Annotated in this window: 18 protein-coding genes; 10 read left to right on the forward strand and 8 right to left on the reverse strand. The window is 68.6% G+C overall.

All coding sequences use genetic code 11. The features are described from left to right. The first annotated feature begins 66 nt into the window (after nucleotides 1–66). Together ACUTAG_RS15960 and speB are read left to right on the forward strand one after the other, a co-directional pair. The gene (locus ACUTAG_RS15960; RefSeq protein WP_148317749.1) at nucleotides 67–1,467 is read left to right on the forward strand and encodes a sodium:solute symporter; all 1,401 of its coding nucleotides are present in this window, start codon (nucleotides 67–69) and stop codon (nucleotides 1,465–1,467) included. Then, nucleotides 1,464–2,510 carry an agmatinase gene (gene speB, locus ACUTAG_RS15965; RefSeq protein WP_006387249.1) on the forward strand — a complete coding sequence of 349 codons (1,047 nt, stop codon included), beginning with the start codon at nucleotides 1,464–1,466 and terminating at the stop codon, nucleotides 2,508–2,510. Before ACUTAG_RS15960 ends, speB begins: the two co-directional genes overlap by 4 nt. Nucleotides 2,511–2,522: 12 nt before the next feature. Here speB and ACUTAG_RS15970 read toward each other — a convergent pair whose 3' ends face one another. From ACUTAG_RS15970 to ACUTAG_RS15990, 5 genes are all read right to left on the reverse strand, one after another. Then, nucleotides 2,523–3,968 (reverse strand): ArnT family glycosyltransferase, encoded by a 1,446-nt coding sequence (locus tag ACUTAG_RS15970; RefSeq protein WP_148317747.1) that lies wholly within the window; start codon nucleotides 3,966–3,968, stop codon nucleotides 2,523–2,525. Continuing rightward, nucleotides 3,952–4,983, reverse strand: a complete 1,032-nt coding sequence (locus ACUTAG_RS15975) for a glycosyltransferase family 2 protein (RefSeq protein ID WP_148317745.1) — start codon at nucleotides 4,981–4,983, stop codon at nucleotides 3,952–3,954. The genes ACUTAG_RS15970 and ACUTAG_RS15975 overlap by 17 nt, the downstream gene beginning before the upstream one ends. Before the next feature lie 148 nt (nucleotides 4,984–5,131). Beyond that, nucleotides 5,132–8,317, reverse strand: a complete 3,186-nt coding sequence (locus tag ACUTAG_RS15980; protein ID WP_026383687.1) for a CusA/CzcA family heavy metal efflux RND transporter — start codon at nucleotides 8,315–8,317, stop codon at nucleotides 5,132–5,134. Nucleotides 8,318–8,333: 16 nt separating this feature from the next. Then, on the reverse strand, nucleotides 8,334–9,548 hold the full coding sequence (locus ACUTAG_RS15985; RefSeq protein ID WP_102964932.1) for an efflux RND transporter periplasmic adaptor subunit: 1,215 nt from the start codon (nucleotides 9,546–9,548) through the stop codon (nucleotides 8,334–8,336). 14 nt (nucleotides 9,549–9,562) lie between these two features. After that, nucleotides 9,563–10,816 (reverse strand): TolC family protein, encoded by a 1,254-nt coding sequence (locus ACUTAG_RS15990; RefSeq protein WP_058665423.1) that lies wholly within the window; start codon nucleotides 10,814–10,816, stop codon nucleotides 9,563–9,565. Between the two features lie 252 nt (nucleotides 10,817–11,068). Here ACUTAG_RS15990 and ACUTAG_RS15995 point away from each other — a divergent pair, with 252 nt between their 5' ends. From ACUTAG_RS15995 to ACUTAG_RS16020, 6 genes are all read left to right on the forward strand, one after another. Then, nucleotides 11,069–11,410, forward strand: coding sequence for a DUF4148 domain-containing protein (locus ACUTAG_RS15995; protein WP_006387256.1), 342 nt, complete (start codon nucleotides 11,069–11,071; stop codon nucleotides 11,408–11,410). A gap of 176 nt (nucleotides 11,411–11,586) precedes the next feature. Then, nucleotides 11,587–12,276, forward strand: a complete 690-nt coding sequence (locus tag ACUTAG_RS16000; RefSeq protein ID WP_020925543.1) for a heavy metal response regulator transcription factor — start codon at nucleotides 11,587–11,589, stop codon at nucleotides 12,274–12,276. After that, on the forward strand, nucleotides 12,276–13,616 hold the full coding sequence (locus tag ACUTAG_RS16005; RefSeq protein WP_446650248.1) for a heavy metal sensor histidine kinase: 1,341 nt from the start codon (nucleotides 12,276–12,278) through the stop codon (nucleotides 13,614–13,616). The genes ACUTAG_RS16000 and ACUTAG_RS16005 overlap by 1 nt, the downstream gene beginning before the upstream one ends. A gap of 96 nt (nucleotides 13,617–13,712) precedes the next feature. Beyond that, the gene (locus ACUTAG_RS16010; protein WP_232066976.1) at nucleotides 13,713–14,081 is read left to right on the forward strand and encodes a hypothetical protein; all 369 of its coding nucleotides are present in this window, start codon (nucleotides 13,713–13,715) and stop codon (nucleotides 14,079–14,081) included. Nucleotides 14,082–14,111: 30 nt separating this feature from the next. Continuing rightward, nucleotides 14,112–15,113, forward strand: coding sequence for a glycosyl transferase (locus ACUTAG_RS16015; protein WP_020925540.1), 1,002 nt, complete (start codon nucleotides 14,112–14,114; stop codon nucleotides 15,111–15,113). Then, on the forward strand, nucleotides 15,110–16,312 hold the full coding sequence (locus ACUTAG_RS16020; protein WP_148317741.1) for a glycosyltransferase family 4 protein: 1,203 nt from the start codon (nucleotides 15,110–15,112) through the stop codon (nucleotides 16,310–16,312). The genes ACUTAG_RS16015 and ACUTAG_RS16020 overlap by 4 nt, the downstream gene beginning before the upstream one ends. A 127-nt stretch (nucleotides 16,313–16,439) precedes the next feature. On the opposite strand, the gene ACUTAG_RS16025 is transcribed toward ACUTAG_RS16020, so the two are convergent. The 3 genes from ACUTAG_RS16025 to ACUTAG_RS16035 all read right to left on the reverse strand — a co-directional run bounded on the left by ACUTAG_RS16025 (nucleotide 16,440) and on the right by ACUTAG_RS16035 (nucleotide 19,945). Next, nucleotides 16,440–18,365 (reverse strand): bifunctional metallophosphatase/5'-nucleotidase, encoded by a 1,926-nt coding sequence (locus ACUTAG_RS16025; RefSeq protein ID WP_148317739.1) that lies wholly within the window; start codon nucleotides 18,363–18,365, stop codon nucleotides 16,440–16,442. 153 nt (nucleotides 18,366–18,518) lie between these two features. Continuing rightward, entirely contained in the window at nucleotides 18,519–19,628 is a 1,110-nt protein-coding gene (locus tag ACUTAG_RS16030; RefSeq protein WP_148317738.1) for an S-(hydroxymethyl)glutathione dehydrogenase/class III alcohol dehydrogenase, read from the reverse strand. 26 nt (nucleotides 19,629–19,654) lie between these two features. Continuing rightward, on the reverse strand, nucleotides 19,655–19,945 hold the full coding sequence (locus ACUTAG_RS16035; RefSeq protein ID WP_006387264.1) for a metal/formaldehyde-sensitive transcriptional repressor: 291 nt from the start codon (nucleotides 19,943–19,945) through the stop codon (nucleotides 19,655–19,657). A 131-nt stretch (nucleotides 19,946–20,076) separates the two neighbouring features. Between ACUTAG_RS16035 and hutC the strand changes: the two genes are divergently transcribed. Both hutC and ACUTAG_RS16045 read left to right on the forward strand, forming a co-directional pair. Then, on the forward strand, nucleotides 20,077–20,820 hold the full coding sequence (gene hutC, locus ACUTAG_RS16040) for a histidine utilization repressor (protein WP_172965872.1): 744 nt from the start codon (nucleotides 20,077–20,079) through the stop codon (nucleotides 20,818–20,820). Continuing rightward, nucleotides 20,817–21,437 carry a HutD/Ves family protein gene (locus ACUTAG_RS16045; protein WP_047992483.1) on the forward strand — a complete coding sequence of 207 codons (621 nt, stop codon included), beginning with the start codon at nucleotides 20,817–20,819 and terminating at the stop codon, nucleotides 21,435–21,437. The genes hutC and ACUTAG_RS16045 overlap by 4 nt, the downstream gene beginning before the upstream one ends. The last annotated feature ends 139 nt before the right edge of the window (nucleotides 21,438–21,576 follow it).

Below are 21,576 nucleotides of genomic sequence, written 5' to 3' on the forward strand. Positions count from 1 at the left end.
TCAATAGCTGTTTTGCCGGCGGCGCTCGATGGCCCATGCCGCACGTGACGAAACAAGGGGAAGAACATGGTTCTGGACATCGGTGTAGTCGTGGCCTACCTGGCCGCGATGCTGTTGCTGGGGTGGTATGGGATGCGGCGCGCCAGGACGCACGAGGATTTCCTGGTGGCGGGGCGCAATCTCGGACCGGCCTTCTACATGGGCACCATGGCGGCCACGGTGCTGGGCGGCGCCAGCACCGTCGGCACGGTGCGGCTGGGGTATGTGCATGGCATCTCGGGGTTCTGGCTGTGCGCCATGCTGGGCCTGGGCATCATCGTGCTGAACGTGTTCCTGGCCCGGCCGCTGCTGAAGCTGCGCATCTTCACCGTGACGCAGATCCTGGAGTTCCGCTACAGCGCGCGCACCCGGCATGTCAGCGCGCTGGTGATGATGGCCTACGCGCTGATGCTGGCCGCGACCTCGGTGATCGCGACCGGCACGGTGATGCAGGTGCTGTTCGACATGCCATTCTGGCTGGCGATCCTGGTGGGCGGCGGCGTGGTGGTGGTGTATTCGGCGGTGGGCGGCATGTGGTCGCTGACCCTGACCGACATCGTGCAGTTCCTGATCAAGACCGTTGGCCTGATGGCCGTGCTGCTGCCGATCTGTCTGTCGCGGGTCGGCGGGTGGGATCAGTTGGTGGCGAAGTTGCCGGCGGCCAGTTTCGAGCCGATCGCGATCGGCTGGCCCACCATCGTGACGTACTTCCTGATCTATTTCTTCGGCATCCTGATCGGCCAGGACATCTGGCAACGCGTCTTTACCGCCCGCAGCGAGCGGGTGGCGAGGCTGGCGGGGGCGGCGGCGGGGCTGTATTGCATCGTCTATGGCCTGGTGGGCGCGCTGATCGGCATGACCGCCAGGGTCTTGCTGCCCGACCTGGACAACGTCAACAACGCCTTTGCCGCCATCGTCCAGGCCGAGTTGCCCGCGGGCATCCGTGGCCTGGTGATCGCGGCGGCGCTGGCGGCAATGATGTCCACCGCCAGCGCGGCGATGCTGGCCTCTTCCACCGTGTTGGCCGAGGACCTGCTGCCGGCCTTGCGCGGCGGCCGCGGCTTTACCCACGTGCGCAGCCATCGCCTGATGACGCTGCTGGTCGGCCTGGCTACGCTCGGCATCGCGCTGGTGGTCGACGACGTGCTGGACGCGTTGACCTGCGCCTACAACCTGCTGGTCGGCGGCATGCTGGTGCCGATCCTGGGCGCCATCTGGTGGCGCCGTGGAACGACCGCCGGCGCGATCGCCAGCATGCTGCTGGGCTGCGCCACGGCGATCGGCTTCATGATCCGCGACGGCCTGGCGGCCAACACGCCGATCTACGCCAGCCTGGCCGTCAGCGCCGTCAGTTTCATCATCGTCAGCCTGATCGGACAGGCGGCGGCGCCGGTTCACGGCGATTCATCTTCCAGGAGCACCCCATGAGTTTCACCCCCGAGAAGCTGGCCGCGTTGCGCGCCCGGTTCGGCGGCGCCAACGAAGCCGTCATCCACGATCCGCACTTTCGCGCGGTGGCGGCCAACGTCATCGACGACAGCGGCACCCGCAGCGCGCCCTATGCCGGCATGCCGACATTGCTCGACGCGCCGGCGCGGCAGGTCGACTGGACCCAACCGGATTTCGGCGACCTGCAGGTGGCGCTGCTGGGCGTGCCGATGGACCTGGGCGCCAGCAACCGCAGCGGCTGTCGCTTCGGGCCGCGCGCATTGCGCGCCATCGAGCGGGTCGGCCCCTACAACCATGCGCTCAAGTGCGCGCCGGTGCGCGAGCTGCGCGTGGCCGACATCGGCGACGTGCCGATGCGCAGCCGCTACAGCCTGGAACAGTCGCACGAGGACATCCACGCGGCCTACGAGAAACTCGTGGCAGCCGGTGTCGCGCCGCTCTCGGTGGGCGGCGACCATTCCGTGACACTGCCCATCCTGCGGGCGCTGGGCGCCCGGCAGCCTGTGGCGCTGGTGCATTTCGATGCGCATTGCGACACCGGCGGTCCCTTCGACGGCAGCCGCTTCCATCACGGCGGGCCATTCCGCCAGGCGGTGCTGGAAGGCGTGCTCGACCCGACGCGCACGATCCAGATCGGCATCCGTGGATCGGCCGAATACCTGTGGGAGTTCTCGTATGAATCCGGCATGACCGTGATCCATGCGGAGGACATTCCGCGGCTTGGGGTGGACGCTATCATCGCCCAGGCGCGAGCCATCGTCGGCGACGCGCCCGTGTATGTGTCATTCGACATCGATTGCCTGGATCCCGCTTTCGCGCCCGGCACCGGCACGCCCGAGGTTGGCGGCGTGACGGTGCGCGAGGCCCAGGCCATGCTGCGGGGGCTGGCGGGCCTGGACATCGTTGGCGGCGACCTGGTGGAAGTGGCGCCGTCGTATGACGCCACCGCCAACACGGCGCATGCGGGGGCGCAGATCCTGTTCGAGATCCTCAGCCTGATGCGGCTGCGCGGCCCGCGCTGAGACGCTGGCGCTTCAGCGCGCAGTGGCGCCCGCCACCCGCAGCAAGGTGTAGCGCCGGCTCGAGTACAGGGGCGTTACCGTACCGTGCCAGCCCGCCAGCAAGCTGCCAGCCTCGTCCTTGGGGACCGCCAGGAAAACCCGCTGGCCGGGTTCCGGCAGCACGGCGGCCAGGTCGGCGGGCTCGATCAGACCGGCGGTATCGCGCGAATAGTAGCGGGCCGAGAACGGGCGGCTGTCGACGAAGTAAAGCCTGTCGCCTTCCCGCATGGCGGCTTCGGCCTGTTGCACCAGCTGCTTCTCCGTCTTGTAGTGAACCGGCCGGGCCCATGCCAGCAGCGCCAGCGCCAGCGCGGCGGCCGGCGCCAGCGCCATGCCCGCCAGCAGCAGCCTGCCCGGGCGCGCCGCGCGCCACTGGCTGGCCTGGTTGCCGAGCGCCAGCGCCACCGGCGGCAGCGCCGGCAGCACATAGGTCCACAGGATGTTGCCCGACAGCGTGAAGAAGGCCGGCGTGGCCAGCGCCCAGGCCAGCAGGTAGGTCGTGGCTGGGTCGCGCAAGGCCGTCGGCACGCGCTGGCGTAGCGGCGCTTGGCGACGCGGCCAAAGCAACAGGCCAAGCCAGACCAGGCCCCATGGCAGGGTCGCCAGCAGCCAGTCCAGCCAGATGGCGCCGTAAGGCCGTTGGTGGGCCGAGCCGTAGCGGTCGCCCTGCCAGCCCGGATCGACGAAGCGCAGGAAGTGTTCACCGATGATGAAGTAGCGCAGGAACCCTGGCGTCTTGAGTTCGGCGGCGATGTACCAGGGCAGCGCCAGCATCAGCGTCAGGGCGATGCCGCTGGCCCAGGGCAGGGCTTGCAGCTGTGCGCGTCCATTGCGGTGCCACAGCATCCACGGCACGATCGCGGCGGCCGTCAGCACCACCGCCAGCGGCCCCTTGGACAGCAGGCCGATCGTCAGGCCTGCAAAGAATCCATAACGCCACCATGGGCGGGGCTCGCGTGGCGCCAGCAGGAAGGAGACCATCGACAGCGTGATGCCCAGCGCCAGGAACGCGTCGGTCAGCACCGCGCCGGCGCTGGCGAACGGCAGCAGCATGGTGGCGAACAGCAGCGTGGCCCAGCGCGCCGCCTGTTCGCCGTGCAGGCGGCGGCCGCACGCATGCACCAGCGCCAGCACGCCCAGCATGGCCAGCCACGATGGCAGGCGCACCGCCAGTTCCGACAGGCCGAGCAGCCGGATCGACAGCGCCGGCGCCCAGAACGCGAGCGGCGGCTTGCCCCAGAACGGCACGCCCGGCTCGAACCACGGGGTGATCCAGTCGCCCGATTGCGCCATCAGCCGGGCGATTTCGGCATAGCGCGGTTCGGAGGTGTCGGCCAGCGGCATCAGCGTCATTGCCAGCAGCCGCAACGCCAGGATGAGGCCCAGACCCAGCAGCAGGCCCCTAGAAGTTAACCGCATGCGGACCCTTGCCGGTGTCGGCCAGCGGCAGGACCGCCGCGGCGCTGTGCTGCACCTCGCTCACAAGGTAGACGGGCCGCTGCTTGGCTTCCATGTAGGTCTTGCCCATGTATTCGCCCAGCAGGCCGATGGTGATCAGCTGAATGCCGCTCAGGAAAGTGATCATGGCCATCAGCGAGGGATAGCCCTCGACGGGATCGCCGAAGATGAGTGTCTTGAAGATGATGGCCAGGCCAAACAGCGCGCCGAGCAAGGCGGCCGTCACGCCGGCGGCCGTGGCCCAGCGCAGCGGCGCGGTGGAGAACGAGGTGATGCCTTCCATCGCCAGGCGCAGCAGCGCGAAATAGTTCCACTTGGTGGCGCCGGCGGCGCGGGGAGCGCGGTCGTAGTCGATGACGCGGGTGGGCATGCCGATCCAGGCGTACAGGCCCTTCATGTAGCGGCATCTCTCGGGCAGCCGCAGCAGCGCGTCGACCGCGCGCCGGCTCATCAGGCGGAAATCGCCGGTGTCCGGCGGGATCGCGGCCCGGCTCAGGCGGCTGAGCAGCCGGTAGTAGGCATAGGCCGAGGCGCGCTTGAGCCAGCTTTCGCCCGCGCGGCTGCGGCGCCGCATGCAGACCACGTCGGCGCCCTCGCGCCAGGCCCGCACCATGTCCGGGATCAGTTCCGGCGGGTCCTGCAGGTCGGCGTCCAGCAGGATAACAGCCGCGCCCATGGCATGCTCCAGGCCCGCCGTCATGGCGGCCTCTTTGCCGAAGTTGCGGCTCAGGCGCACCAGCTTCAGCCCGGGCTCGCGCGCCATGAGGCCCGCCAGGTATTCGGCGCTGCCGTCCTGGCTGCCGTCGTCGACGAACACGATTTCCCAGGGTTCGCCCAGGGCGTCCAGCACCTGCCGCAGCCGCGCGTGGCACAGGGGCAGTACCTCGCGTTCGTTCAGGAAGGGAATGATGATGGAGACCTGCACCGGACGCGGCGGGGTACGTGGCAAGGTCGGCAGATCAGGATAGGGACGCATTGTCTGGGTACTTTCAGGTGGAGCTGACGGGCCACGCCGGCCGTGAAGCGCCGGCGTTTCGCCACTTTATTGGGCCGTCTTCGACAGCTTCCGGACGGCGACATTACATTTGCGCAAGGGTCGAGGCCGTGGGCATGACCCCGTCGGTTCATCCGGCGGCGGGCCGTTCCTGGCGTTGCGCTTCGCTTTCCGCCAGCTCCGCCTCCTCGGCATCCTTGCGGTGCATCAGCCGGTACAGCGCCGGCAGCACCAGCAGCGTCAGGATGGTCGAGGAGATGATGCCGCCGATGACCACCGTGGCCAGCGGCCGCTGCACCTCGGCGCCCGTGCCGGTGGCGATCGCCATGGGCACGAAGCCGAGCGAGGCCACCAGCGCGGTCATCAGCACCGGCCGCAGGCGCGTCAGGGCGCCTTCGCGCACCGCCTGGTCGAGCGGCTTGCCAGACTCGCGCAGCGAGCTGATGAACGACAGCAGCACCAGGCCGTTCAGCACCGCCACGCCGCACAGCGCGATGAAGCCCACCGCCGCGGTGATCGACAGCGGAATGCCGCGCAGCCACAGCGAGATGACGCCGCCGGTCAGCGCGAAGGGAATGCCGGTGAACACGATCAGGCCGTCCTTGATGTTGCCGAACATGGCGAACAGCAAGCCGAACACCAGCAGCAGCGCCGCCGGCACCACGATTCGCAGGCGCTGCGCCGCGGACTGCAGCTGTTCGAAGGTGCCGCCCCAGGCGGTCCAGTAGCCGGCCGGGACCTTGATCTTCTCGGCCAGCGCCGCCTCGGCGTCGGCCACGAAGGAGCCCAGGTCGCGGCCGCGCACGTTGGCGCTGACGACGATGCGGCGCTTGCCGTCCTCGCGCGAGATCTGGTTGGGGCCGGGCGCCAGGTCGAAGCTGGCCACCTCGGACAGCGGGATGTAGGCGGTCTGCGCCTGTCCCTCGCTCCTGGGCAGGGCGATGGGCAGTTTGCGCAGCGCCGGGATGCTCTCGCGCACGGCTTCCGGCAGACGCACCACGATGTCGAAGCGGCGGTCGCCCTGGAAGAAGGTGCCGGCTTCGCGGCCGCCGATGGCAATGCCCAGGGTGTCCTGCACGTCGGCCAGGCTCAAGCCGTAGCGGGCGGCGCGGGCGCGGTCGATGTTGACCGTCAGCACCGGCAGGCCGGTGGTCTGCTCGATCTTGACTTCGGAGGCGCCGGGAATGGCCTGCAGTACCTGCGCGACCTCGGCGGCGGAGCGGTTGAGCACGTCGTTGTCGTCGCCGAAGATCTTGACGGCCACGTCGCTGCGCACGCCGGAGATCAATTCGTTGAAGCGCAGCTGGATCGGTTGCGAGAACTCATAGTTGTTGCCCGGCATCTGCGCCGCTTCTTCCTGGATCGCGCGCAGCAGCTCGGCCTGGGTCTTGCGCGGGGCGGGCCATTGATCCTTGGGCTTGAGCATGATGTAGCCGTCGGAGATGTTGGGCGGCATCGGGTCGGAGGCGATCTCGGCGGTGCCGGTGCGGGCGAAGACGCGCTCGATCTCGGGGAATTTCTGCTTCAGCCGGGTTTCCAGCTGCTTCTGCATCTCCAGCGACTGGCTCAGGCTGGTGCCGGGAATGCGCAGCGCCTGGATGGCGATGTCGCCTTCGTTCAGGTTGGGGATGAACTCGCTGCCCATGCGCGAGGCGATCACGCCGCACAGCGCCACGAACAGGGTGGCGCCGGCCAGCACCAGCGGCGTGCGGCGCAGCGCCAGGTCCAGCAGCGGCGCGTAGCGGCGCTTGGCCCACAGCATCAGGCGGTTCTCCTTTTCCGACACCTTCTTGCCGATGAACAGCGCCACCGCCGCCGGCACGAAGGTGACGGACAGGATCATCGCGCCCAGCAGCGCCAGCACCACGGTCAGCGCCATGGGGTGGAACATGCGTCCTTCGACCCCCGTCAACGCGAAGATCGGCAGGTACACCACCATGATGATGAGCTGGCCGAATAGCAGCGGCCGGCGAGCCTCGCGCGCGGCGGCGAACACCTCGTGAAAGCGCTCGCTGCGGCTCAGGGGCCGGCCCTGGTGTTCCTGCGCGTGGCTCAGGCGCCGCACGCAGTTCTCGACGATCACCACGGCGCCGTCGACGATGATGCCGAAGTCCAGCGCGCCCAGGCTCATCAGGTTGGCGCTGACCTTGTACGTGACCATGCCGGTGAAGGTGAACAGCATCGACAGCGGGATCACCATGGCGGTGATCAGCGCGGCGCGGATGTTGCCCAGGAACAGGAACAGAATCACGATCACCAGGGTCGCGCCTTCCAGCAGGTTTTTCTTGACCGTGGCGATGGCCTTGTCGATCAGGTTGCTGCGGTCGTACACGGTGACGGCCTTGATGCCGGGCGGCAGGGTCTTGTTGATGGCGTCGATGCGCGCCGACACCGCCTGCGACACCGAGCGGCTGTTTTCGCCGATCAGCATGAACACCGTGCCCAGCACCACTTCCTGGCCGTTGTCGGTGGCGGCGCCGGTGCGCAGTTCGCGGCCGATGCTGACGTCGGCCACGTCGCGGATGCGGATGGCCTGGCCGTCGACGGCGGTCAGCACCACGTCGCGGATGTCGTCGATGGAGCGCACCTGCCCCGGCGCGCGGATCAGGTACTGCTCGCCCTTGCGCTCGATATAGCCGGCGCCGACGTTGGCGTTGTTGCGGTCCAGCGCCGCCATGATGTCGGTCAGCGACAGGCCATAGGACGCGAGCCGCTCGGTGTTGGGCGCCACCTGGTATTCCTTGGCGAAGCCGCCGATCGAGTTGATCTCGGTGACGCCGGTGATGTTGCGCAGCTGCGGCTTGATGACCCAGTCCTGGATTTCGCGCAGGTCCGTGGGAGTGTAGGGGCTGCCGTCCTCCTTCTTCGCGCCTGGCTCGGCCTCCACTGTCCACAGGTAGATCTCGCCCAGGCCGGTGGAGATCGGGCCCATGGTCGGCGTGATGCCCTCGGGCAGGCTTTCCTTGGCCTCCTGCAGCCGCTGGTTGACCAGCTGGCGCGCGAAATAGATGTCGGTGCCGTCCTTGAAGATCACCGTCACCTGCGACAGGCCGTAGCGCGACAGCGAGCGTGTCTGCTGCAACCCGGGCAGGCCGGCCATGACGGTCTCGATCGGATAGGTGATCCGCTGTTCGGTTTCGAGCGGCGAATAGCCGGGCGCGCCAACGTTGATCTGCACCTGCACATTGGTGATGTCCGGCACGGCGTCGATGGCCAGCCGGGTGTAGTTGTAGACCCCGATGGCGGCAACGCCCAGGGTGACGAAAAGGACCAGCCACCGTTGTTCGATGGCGAAGCGGATCAGGCGTTCGAACATGTCTGGATGCTCCGGCTCAGTGCGCGTGGCTGGCGCTGGCCTTGCCCTGCTCGGCCTTCAGCACGAAGGCGTTGCGCGCGACATAGCGGGTGCCGGCGGCCAGGCCCGACAGCACTTCGACCTGCTCGCCGGAGGCGCGGCCGAGCTTGACCGGCTGCGCCAGGAAGCCGCCCGGCGCTTCGACGTACACCACCGATTCGTTCTCGACCGTCTGGACCGCGTCGGCCGCCACCGCCACCGGCACGTCGGCGCTGCTGGTGACCACGTTGACGGAGACGAACAGCCCCGGACGCCAGGCCATGTCGGGGTTGTCGAGCGTGACCCGGGCCGTGGCCGTGCGGGTCTGCTGGCCCAGCAGCGAGCCGATGTACGACACCTTGCCGCGGGCCTGGCCGGAGAAGGCCGCCGAGGCGACGCTGGCGGCTTCGCCCACGCGCACGTCCTGCAGGTCCTTGGGCGCGATCACGAACTCGGCCCAGACGGTGCGCAGGTCCGACAGCGTGAAGATGCTGGCGGTGTCGGCCAGCGCCTCGCCCAGGGCGATGTGTTTTTCGACCACCACGCCATCGAACGGCGCGCGGATCTCCAGCCGGCTCAGGTCCTTGGACTGCGGCGGCGCGCCAATGGCCGCCAGCTTCTGCGCGGCGTTCTGCACCGCGATCTGCGCCTCCTGCAGCGCGGTGCGGGCCTGCTGGTAGTCCTGCTCGGCGGACACTTTTTCGCGCCACAGCTTGAGTTCGCGCTGGTGCGTGGCGGCGGCCAGGTCGCGGCGCTTGCTGGCGGCCAGCCATTCGCTGCGCAGTTCCGACAGCGCGGTGCTCGACAGCGCCGCCAGCAGATCGTCCTTCTTTACCTGCTGGCCCAGGTCCGCCGACACTTCCTGCACCACGCCGGCCAGCCGCGGCACCACATGCGCGGTGCGGTCGGCGTTGAACTTGATCTCGCCGGGAAATTGCGCCGTCGTCTCCAGGCGCGCGGGACCGGCCGTTTCGATCCCGAGATCGGCGGCCTGGATCTGCTCGGGACTCAGCGTGATCTTGTCTTCATCATGGTCTTGCGGCGTGGCCGTGCTGTCGGCGGCAACGCGCGTATCGGAGCCGGCGGGGGCCTGGCCGTGCCCGGCATCGGCCAGGGCCGGCCCTGGCAGGGCCAGCGCCAGCAGGCAGGCGGCGGACAGGGCGACGGCCAGCGCCGGACGGGTAAAGGCGGAAAGCGCGGTATGCATGGTCATGGGGAAGGTAGGGTTCAACGTCCGAGAATGCGATCGATGTCCGCCGAAGCCTGATAGGCGCTGGCCAGGACGTTCAGGTAGCCGATGTTTCCTTGCGACAGGGTGCGTTGCGCGTCCAGCACTTCCAGGAAGCTCACCTTGCCGGCCTCGAAGCCTTTGCGGGCGCTGTCGTAGGCTTCGGCGGCGCCCGGCAGAACGGTGGCGCGGTACTCGCGCGCCGAGTTGGCGGCCAGGTCGAATTGCGATACGGATTGCAGCAGGTCGGCGGTCAGGCGCGATTCCAGCTCGCGGTACATGTCCTGCGCCTTGTACGACTGCATCGTGGCCGAGTAGACGTTGCCCTGGTTGCGGTCGAACAGCGGCAGCGGGATCGCCACGCCGAACTGCGCCTTGTTGCGGCCCTGCTCGTTGTCGCGGGCGACGCCGGCGCTCAGGGTGATGTCCGGATAGCGCTTGCTTTTCTCGACCTCCAGCTGCGCCCGGCCCATTTCGACCGAGAGGCGCCCTGCCTCCATGCGCGGCGACGTGGCCAGCGCGGCCCGCAGGTCGTCGATGGCCTCGCGCCGCGGCAGCGTGCCCAGGTCGGCGCCGACCTGCGCGAAATCCGGCTGCGGCGCGCCCCACAGTTGCCCCAGCTTGCGGCGCGCGGCCTGCAGCGCGCTGTCGGCCGCGCGCGCCTCGATGCGCGAGTTGGCCAGTTCGACGCGGGCCTTGCTGCTTTCCAGCGGCGGCGCCTTGCCGGCCGCGACGCGCCGTTCGGCCAGGCGCAGGGCGTTCTGCGCGATCTCCACGGTGCCCTGCGACACGCGCACGGTTTCCTGCGCCACCGCCACGTCGAAGAAGGCGGCGATGACGGCGGCGCGCAGGTCGGCGCGCGCGCTCGACAGGTCGCGCTGGGCAATGTCGCGCGCCAGGCCGGCGGCCTTGACGCGCGCGGCGCGCTTGCCGCCCAGTTCCACCGGCATGCTCAAGGTCGTGGTGGTGGTGCGCGTGGTGCGGCGGTTGTCGTCGATGCCGACCTCGATGCTGGGATTCGGAATGACGCCGGCCTGTGTGAGCTGGCCTTCGCTGGACGCGGCTTCGTTGCGGGCGGCCGCCAGCAGCGGGCTGCGTTCATAGGCGGTCGCCAGCGCCTGTTCCAGCGTCAACACCTGGCCCGCTGGTGTGGCGCGCGGGGAAGGCGTGGGACTGGCGGGGCCGGGCTGGGCCCAGGCCGGCGTGAGGCACAGGGCCGCCGCCAGGGCGAGCGGTATCGGGGATAAACGCATGAGGTCAACCAAGGGAGAGCGCCACGGACTCGGGCTGAGGCAGGCATTGGTGGGCACTCTATCCAACGGTCCTCGTCAGATCCTCGACAGAAAAATGACATTTCCGTAAGGTTCGCGCGCCTTACGAATTCGTAATCGGCGTGTTGGCGAATTGACGCGGTCGCGTCCTTAAAGTGTCTTCACCGCTTGACAGAAGCGTGCAGGCGCGGCGCTCCAGCCGCCCCGGCAAGTCACTGAAACTGGGAGACCCTCATGAAGCAACGCATTGTCACTACCCTCGCCCTGTGCGGCGCCCTGGCCGTGCCGGCCCTGGCCAGCGCCAACAGCACCTGGCACCAGACCAATACCGAGATCGGCTACAGCATCGCGCCGGATCACGCCACCGGTGGCAAGACCGGCGAACAGGTGGCCAACGAACTGGCCGCCGCCAAGGCCGACAAGCGGCAGTGGTTCTTCCTGACCTACAACAACCTGGCCAAGCCGGGCTGGGCCAAGCAGGGCACGTCGCGCACCCGCGCCGATGCGCTGGCGGAAGTCGAGGCGATGACGCCGGCCGAGCGCGCCCGCCTGGACGCGATCTACACGCCGGGTTGATCGGACCCTTGCCCTTGCCTGCCGCCATCGGCGGCAGAGCCGGCCAGGCGACCGCCGACCGCGACCCGCCGTCCCGCGCCCTGGCGCCAGGACGGCGGACGCCGTTGCCCGCCGTCGCGCACGTAGAATAGGGTGGCGACGCGTCGCGGTTCGTCCCTCTTTCCATTCGGGGCCCCATGAAAATACTGGTCATTGAAGACGAAAAAAAACTCGCTGAGTACCTGCGCCGCGCGCTGACCGAACACAGCTATGTGGTCGATGTGGCGATGGACGGCGTCAGCGGCCTGCACCTGGCGCGCGAAAGCCAGTACGACCTGATCCTGCTGGACGTGATGCTGCCGGGCATGGATGGCTTTTCCGTCCTGCACGAACTGCGCAAGACCGACCGCGTGCCGGTGCTGATGCTGACCGCGCGCGACAAGCTGGAGGACCGCGTCAAGGGCCTGCGTGACGGCGCCGACGATTACCTGGCCAAGCCGTTCGCCCTGTCCGAACTGCTGGCGCGGGTGCTGGCGCTGGGACGCCGCAGCGGCCACAACGTGGCCGAGGCGGGTGGCCAGAACGTGCTGCGCATCGGCGACCTGGAACTCGACCTGCTGCGCCGGCGCGCCTACCGCGCCGGCACGCGGCTGGACCTGACGGCCAAGGAATTCACCTTGCTGGCGCTGCTGATGCGCAAGCAGGGCGAAGTGCTGTCGCGGCTGGAACTGGCCGAGCAGGTCTGGGACATCAATTTCAACAGCAATACCAATGTGGTGGAAGTGGCGGTGCGGCGCCTGCGCGGCAAGGTCGACGACCCCTTCGAGAAGAAGCTGCTGCACACCGTGCGTGGCATGGGCTACGTGCTGGAAACGCGGGACGACTGATGCCGGCGCCGCGCCCCAGATCATTGCGCCGCTGGCTCACGCGCTGGTTGGCGATCCTGACGTTCGCCGGCCTGGGGCTGGTGTGCGTCGCGGTCTATTGGGCCACCAACCGCAACCTGTCGATCCGCCAGGAAGCGCTGCTGGCGCAGAAGATGGAGGTGATCAGGCACCTGGTCGAGGAGAACGCGGCCAAGGGCGATTCGGCCTCGCTGCGCCACAAGCTCGAGGATTTCTTCTACGGCCGGCCCGATTTTTCGCTGGCGCTGGAGATCGATGGCGCCAGGGTGGTCTATGGCGGGCCGGGCGATGGCGAGGCCGGCCATGGCCGCCATATCAATTTCGCGTTGCCGGTGCCCGGATCGCCGGGCGGTTCGACGAATGCCGAACTGGTGCTGGACATCACGTCGGACCTGCATCTGCGCGCGGCCCTGGCGTGGACGCTGCTCGCCTGCGCGTTGGCCGGCGCCATCGTCGTGTCGGCGATTGGCACGCGATTGGTGCGGCGGGCACTGGCGCCGATCGACGAGCTGGGCCGGCAGGCTGCCCGCCTTTCGCCCGACCGCATCGGCGAGCGGCTCGACGAAAGCCACCAGGCCGAAGAGATCCGGCCATTGGTGCACCAGTTCAACGCCGTGCTGCAGCGGCTGGAGCGGGCCTACGTGCAGATGGAGGGGTTCAACGCCGACGTCGCGCACGAATTGCGCACGCCGCTGGCCACGCTGATCGGCGAGACCGAGCTGGCGCTCAGCGGCAAGCGGCCGGAGGCGGTGCTGCGCGATATCCTGGGATCGAACCTGGAGGAATTGCAGCGCCTGTCGGGCATCGTCAACGACATGCTGTTCCTGTCGCAGGCGGACCGCGGCGCGCAGGCGCGCGGCAGCTGGACGGCAAGCCTGGCGCAGGTGCTGTCGGAAGTGGCGGACTACCACGAGGCCGAGGCCATGGATGCCGATCTGTCGTTCGCGGTATCGGGCGAAGCCGCGGCGCATGTCGACCGGCCGCTGCTGCAGCGGGCGGTATCCAACCTGGTGTGCAACGCCGTGCGCTATGCGCACCGCGGCACGCGCATCGACCTGCTGATCGATCGTGGTGATGAAGGCATCCGCATCGCGGTGCGCAATCACGGTGATCCCATCGGCCAGGAGCATCTGCCGCGGCTGTTCTACCGCTTCTATCGCATGGAAGCCGCGCGCGTGTTCGATGCCAACCACCATGGGTTGGGCCTGGCCATCGTTGCGGCCATCGCGCGCATGCATGGCGGCAGGCCGTTCGCGTGTTCCGAGGGTGGCGTCATCACCATCGGATTCTGGATCGCGGACCGCAACATTACAGAAAACTAATCTTCCCGTGCGGATTCTGTCGCAACGCGTTGCCTAGACTGCTCCTGTTCCCCGCCGCGCCGGTTGGCGGCGCCGGGTGGACGCCTGGGAGCGCTCATGCAGCGATCGAATCGGGCGGCGTGGGCCGCCATATTGGTGGCCGGCCTGGCGGTCGCGATGCCGGTGGCGGCGGCGCAGCCAGCGGCCAGCCCGCGCGCGCCGACGGCGCTGGCGGGCGAATGCGAACTGCCGGACTCGACGCGCGAGGCATACGCCGCGCGCCAGGCGCGGGGCGAGGTCACGCGCGCCCAGGTGCGGGCGCAGGTCGAGGTGTGGCGCGCGTCCGGCATGGCGCAGCTGTCTCGCGCGCGGCCGTTGCCCGACGTCTACAGCGAACGCTATCGCCAGCACTATGCGGCCTATGCGCGGATGCGAAACGGTCCGGCCTACGCGCAGGCGTTGTGCCAGGAGCTGGGCAATGAGTGAGCGCGGCCCTTGTCACGGCGCGCGCCGACCATGAAGCGCCCGCTGCTATCGCGACTGTTGTCGAGCCGGCCCCTGGCCAAGGGGTTGCGGATGCTCTATCGCCACACGCGGCCACCGGCCCAGCGCCACAACGCCGTGCTGTGGCCCTTTGTGCGGGTGCAACGCGATCCGGCCGGCCGCCTGTCGGGCTGCGCGTTGCGGGGCGCGACAGGTCCGGGCCTGTTGCCGCTGGCCATGGTGGCGCGGCGCATCACGGCCGCGGCGCACCTGATCCTCAGCGGCCCGTCGGTGGCCCGCATCGACTACGACCAATGCGTGCTGGAGACGGTGATGGGCGTGAATGGCTCGATTGCGCTGCGCCAGAGGCACCCCGGCTTGCGCTTCGACTACTACGCCATGCTGGATGCGGGATTCGTGCGCCGCCGCCGTGACCTGGTGGCGCAGGTGCTGTCGCAGGACCTGCTGTTGTTCGTCACCCCCGAGGTCTATCGCTGGATCGCGTTCCTGTTCGATGCGCGGCGGATACGGTGTTCCATCGCGCTTTTCGAGGAGGTGCACCAGCGGGCCCAACAACCGCGCGCCGACCCGGATGCGCTGGCGCGTGAACTGGAAGGCGATGCCGGGTTGGTGCTGTTCGATGCCCACCATCCGGAACATGCGCACGGCTTCAGCCTCGACCCGCCGCGCGGGCTGTTCGGCGGAGGCACGGTGGCGTACACCGCGCTGCAGCTGCTTGCCTGGCTGGGCGCGCCCACGGTGTATCTGCATGGCCTGGACCTGACGAGCGCGGCGGGGCCGCGCTTCTATGAGCATGGCGGCGCGGCGCTGGCGACGGCGCTGGACCGGCAATTCGACGGGCACATCGAGCCGGCATTTCGCCGCGCGGCCGCCCTGCTCGCGGCCCGCGGCGTCAAGGTCTACAACCTGTCCGAGGCCAGCCGCCTGGGGCCGGACGTATTCGAGAAGCGGCACTGGCGCTGCCTGCTGCCACCCGGGACGGCCACGGGAACGTTTGCGGAATCCGATCGATGAAGATCCTCTATACCAATTTCCACCAGGGCGACGGCGGCGGCCATACGACCTACGTCATTTCGCTGGCGCGCATGCTCAGCGGAAAGGCCGACGTCACCATTGCCGCGCCATGCGGCAGCCGCCTGCTGGATGAAGCCGGCGCCCTGCCCGGCGTGCGCGCGATCGCGCTGCAGTTCAAGGGCGCGCCCGCCCGGCAATGGCGCGCGCTGCGGCAGTTGCGCGCGCTGTTGCGGGCCGAGGCATTCGACGTGGTCCACGTCAATGGTTCGGCGGACCACCGCCTGTGCATGCTGGCTTCGATGGGCATGGGGCCGTTGCGTCCGTTCATGGTCTATACCCAGCACAACGGCCGCCATCCGCGCAGTCTTGGCACGCGGCTGCGGGCCGGGCTGGCGACCGACCGGGTCATCTGCGTCAGCCAGCATACCTTCGACGGCATGCGTCGTTCGGCGTTCCGGCCGGCGGACCTGCGGCTGGTGCGCAACGGCGTGGATACCCGGCGCTTTCGTCCCGCGTCGCCGCATGAGGCGGTCCTGGCGCGCGAGCAGTTGTTGCCGGCGGCGCTGAGGGACCGGCTGGTGGTGGGAAGCCAGGCGGGCACCGCCGCCTACAAGAATTGGCTGGATATGGTCGCCGCCGTGGCAATGCTGCCCGAGGCGCAGCGGCGCCAGATCGCCATTTTGATTGCCGGTCAGCCGCCCAGCGCGGCCGACCAGCAGCGAGTCGACGAGATGGGCATGCGCGACGCGGTGGTCTTCACGGGTTTGCTGCAGGACGTGCGGCCGCTGCTGGCGGCGACGGACCTGGGCTTCGTGCTGTCATCGAGTCTGGAGACGATCTCGTTTGCCTGCCGCGAAATGATGGCGGCCGGCAAGCCCGTCATCGTCAGCGACACGGGCGGGCTGGCCGAGAATGTCGTCAACGGCAGCAGCGGCTGGATCGTTCCGGCCGGCGCGGTGGCGCGCGTGGCGGAGATACTGGCCGATGTCCTGGAAAACCGGATTCTGCTGGACTGGATGGCGGCGGCGGCGCGGCGCAAGGCGGTCAGGGATTTCTCGCTGGAGACCTTCGTGCGCGGCACCGAGCAGGTCTACGCAGAAAGCGGGCGCGCCGCGCTGCCGCGCCTGCGGCACAAGCTGGTGTCGGCCGGAGTGATCGTCGGCACGGCCATGCAGAAGGGCACGACCTGCCTGGGCTAGGGCTTGCGCGACGCCTCTTTCAGCGTGAACAGGACCCGGGCGCCTTTCAGCGCGAACCGGCCCTGTCGGTATTCGCGCGCGCCGCGCCAGGGCCTGGCCCCCGCTTGGAGGGGCCAGGCCCGCGGGCTCATTCGCTGTAGGTCTTGGTGCTGTACAGGCTGATCGGCAGCAGGTTCAGCACCGGCAGGCCGGACACGGGGTCCTTGGCCTGCTTCTCGATGTAGGCCTGCAGCACGTCGGCATCCAGCACGCCGATGTCCTGGCGCCGCGCCGCCGGCACGTTGGCGAGAGTCTTGTAGCCGTCGCCGCCGGTGGCGTTGAAGCTCAGGACGAACAGCTTGTAGGTGCGGTTCGGGTCCAGCGGCAGCCAGTTGCCGCTGGCGTTGTCGCGCACCTCGATGTTCGACACGCGGCTGCCCTGGGCCTGGGCGGCATTCACATCCCAGCGCAGGCCGCCCGCGTACGGGTAGGGGCCGGTGGAGCCGCCGGGGCCGTAGACCGCCTGCATCCCGTCTTCCAGCATGCTCTTGACCTCGGCGCCGGTGACATCCAGGCGCCACAGCATGTTGCCGAAGGGAACCACCTCGATCACGTTGGCCGCGGTCACGTTGCCCAGCAGCGGCACGCGCACCCCGCCGCCGCTTTGCAGCGAGATATCGGCGCCGCCATAGTTGGCATTGGCCACTTCCAGGTAGGCCTGCGCGACGAGCTGCTGGATGTCGCCACCGTGCAGGCTGACGTTGCCGAGCGTGTTGCAGGCGACGCTGGAGCGGCCGTAGTCGCGCGAGCCGGGGCCGCCGGGGACGCGCCGCGAGCACAGCTCCTGCGGCACCGTCGCCACCAGGCTGGCGCTGAACGCGTCGACCTTGGCCTTGAAAGGCTGCAGCACGGCCGTGGCCTGCGCGTCCGGGGCCTGCACGCGCAGGAAACCGCTGGCGGCCACGTCGGCCACGATGGCGGCCTGGTCGGCCGAGGCGGGCGCGGCCCCACCGATCTTGAAGGTGTCGCCCATCAGCACGAGGGGCGTGCCGGCGCAGGCGGTCACATCGCCATTCGCGTCGAAGCTCACTTTCAGTTCGCCCACCACCTGCGAGTATTCCCAGGCCTGCACCAGGCAGACGAGCTTGCCGTCCTTGTTGCGCAGTTCGGTGGGGTACGCGCCGGCGGGCGAGCCGACGCCATAGGTGGACAGCGCGGCCGGGCCCAGCAGGGTGTGCGAGTCGCCGCCGACCACCACATCCACGCCGCTCAGGTTGGGAATGATCCGTTTGTCGTAGTCATAGCCGATGTGGCTCATCACCACGATCTTGTTGACGCCTTGCGCGCGCAGGGCGTCGATCTGCTGCTGCGCGGCGGCGGTTTCGTCGGAGAACAGCGTGCCGGGGTCGGGGCTGGACGACTGCTGCGTCTTGTTGGCGATGGTCAGGCCGACCAGGCCGATGGGCTGGCCGTCGCGTTGCAGCACGATGGATGGCTTGACCATGCCGGGCGCGCGCGACGGATTCAAGGCCGAGTTGGCGCCGAAGGTGACGTTGGCGCTGAGCACCGGCGTCTGGCAGGTGCCGGCGTGCAGCAGTTCGACGAAGCGCTTCAGGCCGCTGTCGCCTTTGTCGAACTCATGGTTGCCCAGCGTCATGGCATCGAAGCAGACCGTGTTCATCAGGGCGGCGTCGGCCTCGCCCGGTTCGCCGGCGCGATTGAAGTAGAGCGTGCCGGTGGTGGCGTCGCCGGCATGCAGCTTGAGCACATTGGGCGCCTGCGCGGACAGCGCCTGGAAGGCGGCCGTCACGCGCGGGAAGCCGCCGATCTCGGCGTTGACCGTGACGCGCGAACCCGCGGCGTTCAGCAGCTTCAGGTCTTTTTTCCTGCTGTCCAGGTTGGAATGATGATCGTTGATGTGCAGGATCGTCAGTTCCATCGGCCGGCTGGCGACCGGCGCGGGATTCGGCGCCGGGCTGGCCGGCGTGTCGTCATCGTCGCTGCCCCCGCAACCGGCCAGCAGCGCCACCAGGCTCAATGCGGCCGCGCCGGCCGTCCTCTTCCACGTGATCATTCGCGAGCATCCCTCTGTCTTCGGAGGGCGCATGGTCGCGGGCCGAGATGACGTGAAGATGAATGACAGGCCTGTCACATCGATCGTGGCGGCTGTCGCGGATCTGTCATGCAAAAGAAGCGGGCCGGGCCCGCGGGGACGTCGGTCGGCGCGTCAGTAGTGGATCACGGTACGGATCGACTTGCCTTCATGCATCAGGTCGAAGGCCTCGTTGATGCGGTCCAGCGGCAGCGTGTGCGTGACGAACGGGTCCAGGTCGATCTTGCCGCTCATCGCGTCCTCGACCATGCCGGGCAGCTGGGTGCGGCCCTTGACGCCGCCGAAGGCCGAACCGCGCCAGACGCGGCCGGTGACCAGCTGGAAGGGGCGCGTGCTGATTTCCTGGCCGGCGCCGGCCACGCCGATGATGATGCTCTCGCCCCAGCCCTTGTGGCAGCATTCGAGCGCGGCGCGCATCACGTGCACGTTGCCGATGCATTCGAACGAGAAGTCCACGCCGCCGTCGGTGAGTTCGACGATGACCTCCTGGATCGGCTTGTCGTGGTCCTTGGGGTTGATGCAGTCGGTGGCGCCCATGGCGCTGGCCAGCACGAACTTGTTGGGGTTGGTGTCGACCGCGATGATGCGGCCGGCCTTGGCCTGCACCGCGCCCTGGATCACCGCCAGGCCGATGCCGCCCAGGCCGAACACGGCCACGGTGTCGCCTTTCTTGACCTTGGCGGTGTTGTGCACCGCGCCCAGGCCGGTGGTGACGCCGCAGCCCAGCAGGCAGACCTTCTCGTGCGGCGCGGCCGGGTTGATCTTGGCCAGCGAGATCTCGTTGACCACGGTGTATTCGCTGAAGGTCGAGCAGCCCATGTAGTGGTAGAGCGGCTTGCCCTCGTAGCTGAAGCGCGAGGTGCCGTCGGGCATCACGCCCTTGCCCTGGGTGGCGCGCACCTTCTGGCACAGGTTGGTCTTGCCCGACAGGCAGAACTTGCACTCGCGGCATTCGGCCGTGTAGAGCGGAATGACGTGATCGCCCGGCTTGAGCGAGGTCACGCCTTCGCCGACCTCGACCACCACGCCGGCGCCTTCATGGCCCAGCACGGCGGGGAACAGGCCTTCGGGGTCGTCGCCGCTCAGGGTGAAGGCGTCGGTGTGACAGACGCCGGTGTGGGTGATCTGCACCAGCACTTCGCCGCGTTGGGGCGGCGCGACGTCGATTTCAACGATTTCCAGCGGCTTGCCAGGGCCGAATGCGACGGCGGCGCGTGATTTCATGGGAGGCTCCAGAAGGTCGGATGGGGTTATTTGAGGTAAGAGCGGACGATGCGCATGACCTGGTCGATTTCCGCTTCGGGTTCGAGCGTGGCGCCGGATCGTCCGCCCTGGGCGGATTGCAGGAAGGTTTCGCGCAGATGGCTTTCGAGCACTTCGGCCATCAGTCCCGTGGCCGCGCCGCGCAGGGCGGCCAGCTGTTGCAGCAGCGCGCCGCATTCCGTGCCTTCGTTGACGGCGCGCTCCAGCGCCAGCGCCTGGCCCTGGATGCGGCGCAGGCGCGTGGTGACGCGTTTTTTCTCTGCGGGGGAATGGGGCACGGCGGGCTCCGGTCGATACAGGGGGGGAGTATACGCAGACATTGCCAGGGCGTCCAGCGCGGGCCGCCTGTCTGTACATGTCTAGGGCCCTATAATCGCCATTCGTCCAACGGCACGACACAGGATTACACGTGGCCTCTCACCCGCCCCGCTTGCCGCCCCAGGCCAGCGCCCTGCCGGCGCCACTTTATGCGCAGCTCAAGCAGATGATCGCGCAGCAGATCCGTACCGGCGCGTGGCCGGCGCATTACCGCGTGCCGTCGGAAAGCGAGCTGGTGCAGGAACTGGGTTATTCCCGCATGACGGTCAACCGGGCGTTGCGCGAGCTGACGGCCGAAGGCCTGCTGGTGCGGATGCAGGGCGTGGGCACGTTCGTGGCCCAGCCCAAGGCCCGGTCGGCGCTGTTCTCCGTCAACAATATCGCCGACGAGATCACGGCGCGCGGCCATCGGCACCACAGCCGCGTGGTGCGCCTGGTCGAGGAGCCGGCGGGCAGCGAGCAGGCGGCGGCGCTCGACATCCGCGAAGGCCAGCCGGTGTTCCATTCGCTCATCGTGCACTTCGAAGACGATGTGCCGATCCAGCTCGAAGACCGTTACGTCAACGTGCGGCTGGCGCCCGACTATCTCAAGCAGGACTTCACCCAGCACACGCCCTATGAATACCTGACGCGGGTGGCGCCGCTGACCGAGGGCGAGCACGTGGTGGAAGCCATCGTCGCCAAGCCGCGCGAATGCCAGCTGCTGCAGATCGACCGCAGCGAACCCTGCCTGCTGATCCGCCGCCGCACCTGGTCGGGCGAGCGCGCGGTCACGCTGGCGCGCCTGATCCATCCCGGATCGCGCCACCGCCTCGAAGGAAAATTCACCACATGATTTCGCATGACGTGCGCCTGTACCGGGCACAAGACTATCCCCGCATGCCCTGGCGCAATGGCGGCGGCACCACCCAGGAAGTGGCCTGCAACGATGGCGGCAGCACGAGCGCGTTCGAATGGCGCCTGTCGATCGCCGACGTGGCGCAGGACGGCGGTTTTTCGCTGTTCAGCGGCCTGCAGCGCATCATCACGGTACTGGAAGGCGCCGGCATCGCGCTGACCGTCGACGGCCGCGCGCAGCCGCCGCTGCGGCCGCGCGAGGCCTACGCCTTTTCCGGCGATGCCGCCGTCGATTGCCGGCTGCTGGACGGCCCCATCCGCGATTTCAACCTGATCTACTCCCCGCGCCATTACCGCGCCCGCCTGCAATGGATCGGCGCTACGCGGCACTGGCGTTTCCACAGCGCGGCCAGCACCGTGCTGCTGCTGAACGCGGGCGGGCCGCTGACGGTGTGGCGCGACGGCCAGCCGCTGCCAGCGCCGGCGCGCTATGACTGCCTGCACATCGAGCGTACCGCGCTCGATGCGCAGCGCGACGGCCTGGCCGAATTCCGGCTGGAAGCCCCCGCCGCGCTGGACGCCTGCCTGATCGAACTGCAGCCGCGCCGGGGCTGAACGCTGCGGCCCGGTTTCGGCCGGGAATGCGGGAAATCCCTGATCGGTGAAACGGTCTTACAAGCTTGTATATACAAGCATAGGCATCCTATGATTCCGGCAACAGGCCGCGCGTCAATGCACGACGCGCCAGGCCCCG

It is taken from the genome of Achromobacter sp. CSND-B12, assembly GCF_052906545.1.

Coding starts and splice junctions, on each gene's coding strand:
- ACUTAG_RS15960 (WP_148317749.1), top strand. CDS start 67: ATGGTTCTGGACATCGGTGTAGTCGTGGCCTACCTGGCCGCGATGCTG.
- speB (WP_006387249.1), top strand. CDS start 1,464: ATGAGTTTCACCCCCGAGAAGCTGGCCGCGTTGCGCGCCCGGTTCGGC.
- ACUTAG_RS15970 (WP_148317747.1), bottom strand. CDS start 3,968: ATGCGGTTAACTTCTAGGGGCCTGCTGCTGGGTCTGGGCCTCATCCTG.
- ACUTAG_RS15975 (WP_148317745.1), bottom strand. CDS start 4,983: ATGCGTCCCTATCCTGATCTGCCGACCTTGCCACGTACCCCGCCGCGT.
- ACUTAG_RS15980 (WP_026383687.1), bottom strand. CDS start 8,317: ATGTTCGAACGCCTGATCCGCTTCGCCATCGAACAACGGTGGCTGGTC.
- ACUTAG_RS15985 (WP_102964932.1), bottom strand. CDS start 9,548: ATGACCATGCATACCGCGCTTTCCGCCTTTACCCGTCCGGCGCTGGCC.
- ACUTAG_RS15990 (WP_058665423.1), bottom strand. CDS start 10,816: ATGCGTTTATCCCCGATACCGCTCGCCCTGGCGGCGGCCCTGTGCCTC.
- ACUTAG_RS15995 (WP_006387256.1), top strand. CDS start 11,069: ATGAAGCAACGCATTGTCACTACCCTCGCCCTGTGCGGCGCCCTGGCC.
- ACUTAG_RS16000 (WP_020925543.1), top strand. CDS start 11,587: ATGAAAATACTGGTCATTGAAGACGAAAAAAAACTCGCTGAGTACCTG.
- ACUTAG_RS16005 (WP_446650248.1), top strand. CDS start 12,276: ATGCCGGCGCCGCGCCCCAGATCATTGCGCCGCTGGCTCACGCGCTGG.
- ACUTAG_RS16010 (WP_232066976.1), top strand. CDS start 13,713: ATGCAGCGATCGAATCGGGCGGCGTGGGCCGCCATATTGGTGGCCGGC.
- ACUTAG_RS16015 (WP_020925540.1), top strand. CDS start 14,112: ATGAAGCGCCCGCTGCTATCGCGACTGTTGTCGAGCCGGCCCCTGGCC.
- ACUTAG_RS16020 (WP_148317741.1), top strand. CDS start 15,110: ATGAAGATCCTCTATACCAATTTCCACCAGGGCGACGGCGGCGGCCAT.
- ACUTAG_RS16025 (WP_148317739.1), bottom strand. CDS start 18,365: ATGATCACGTGGAAGAGGACGGCCGGCGCGGCCGCATTGAGCCTGGTG.
- ACUTAG_RS16030 (WP_148317738.1), bottom strand. CDS start 19,628: ATGAAATCACGCGCCGCCGTCGCATTCGGCCCTGGCAAGCCGCTGGAA.
- ACUTAG_RS16045 (WP_047992483.1), top strand. CDS start 20,817: ATGATTTCGCATGACGTGCGCCTGTACCGGGCACAAGACTATCCCCGC.